The following is a 1,318-nucleotide window of genomic DNA, read 5'->3' as shown; positions in this document are numbered from 1 at the left end:
GCAAGGGCTGTCCGGGCTATATCGGTCAGCGTCTCCTCGCTCGCTCCGGCTTTGCCCAGCGCTTCGATGCCGCGCAGTACGGCGAGCACCAGCGCAGCCAGCTTTCCCGGATCCGCGTCCGCGGCAATATCGCCATTGCGCTGACAGGCTGCGATGTCGTCCTCCAGTAGCGCATGCAGGGCCTCGATGGCCGCGCGTGCCCGCTTGGCCACCGTCTCGTCGTGTTCGGCCAGCTCGGCGGCGCCCTTGGCCAACAGACATCCGCGGTGCGTGGTGTCCGCGGCAGTCGCCGCCGCCACCGCGTACACGTGGGCGGACAGTCGTGCGTAGGCGTCCGTGTCGTTGCCGCGCAGCTGTCGGCTCACCGCATCGACGACGGAGCCGCAGTAATCGTCGAACACGCGGTGGAACAGTTCCTGCTTTCCGCCGAACGCGCCGTACAGGCTGCCTTTGCCGAGCCCCGTTGCCTCGGCGATGTCTTCCATTCGTGTGGCGGCGTACCCACCCGACCAGAACCGCTCCCGGGCAGTGTCCAGTACCTGCTGCTCGTCGAACTTCCTGGGTCGTGCCATGGGGACAGCATACCCATTCTTGACTGGTTCGTCCATAACGGTTAGCGTTATGGACGAACCAGTCAAGAATTGAGGAGTGGACGCGTGATGACGGAAGTACTCGCAGGCAAGGTGGCGGTGGTCACCGGAGCCAACAGCGGCATTGGGCTTGCCATCGCCAAGCGGTTCGCCGCGGAGGGGGCACGGGTGTTCCTGGCCGGTCGCCGTCAGGAGCCGCTCGACGCGGCCGTCGCTGAGATCGGGCCGGCGGCCACCGGTGTGAGGGCCGACGTTTCGGTACAGACGGACCTCGATGACCTTTACTCGGTTGTGCGCGAGGAGGCGGGCCGCATCGACGTGCTGGTCGCCAACGCCGGCAGCGCTGTCCCTCAGCGTCTCGGTGAGATCACAGAGGAAGCCATCGACGCCACCTTCGGTACGAACGTGAAGGGCACGATCTTCACCGTGCAGAAGGCGCTGCCCCTGCTGTCGGACGGCGCCTCGATCGTAGTGACGGGATCGACCACCGTCCTCCGCCCCGGACCGAGCCTGGAGATCTACGGCGCATCGAAGGCGGCGGTGCGCAACCTGGTGCGCAGCTGGGCGCTCAGCGCGCAGGAACGGAAGTTCCGGGTGAACGTGCTGAGCCCCGGCCCGACCGAGACCCCGGGCCTGGTCGGCGCCGTAGGCCCGGACCTCCACCAGTTCGCCTCGGAGGTGCCGCTCGGCAGGATCGGCCGCCCGGATGAGATCGCCGCCGTGGCGAC

The 1,318-nt window shown here is 67.6% G+C and carries 2 protein-coding genes; one reads left to right on the top strand and one right to left on the bottom strand.

Annotated elements, in window-relative coordinates:
* A partial coding sequence (locus ABD329_RS47765) for a TetR/AcrR family transcriptional regulator (protein ID WP_344318285.1) occupies window positions 1-572 on the bottom strand: 572 nt, incomplete at its 3' end.
* Window positions 573-659: 87 nt separating this feature from the next.
* Here ABD329_RS47765 and ABD329_RS47760 point away from each other — a divergent pair.
* Window positions 660-1,318: SDR family NAD(P)-dependent oxidoreductase (locus tag ABD329_RS47760; RefSeq protein WP_344318284.1), on the top strand; the 659-nt coding region annotated here is incomplete at its 3' end.

It is taken from the genome of Streptomyces javensis (assembly GCF_039525925.1).
Taxonomy (GTDB): domain Bacteria; phylum Actinomycetota; class Actinomycetes; order Streptomycetales; family Streptomycetaceae; genus Streptomyces; species Streptomyces asiaticus.
Note: the sequence above shows the minus strand (reverse complement) of the source record. Positions and strands in the feature narration are given on the sequence as shown.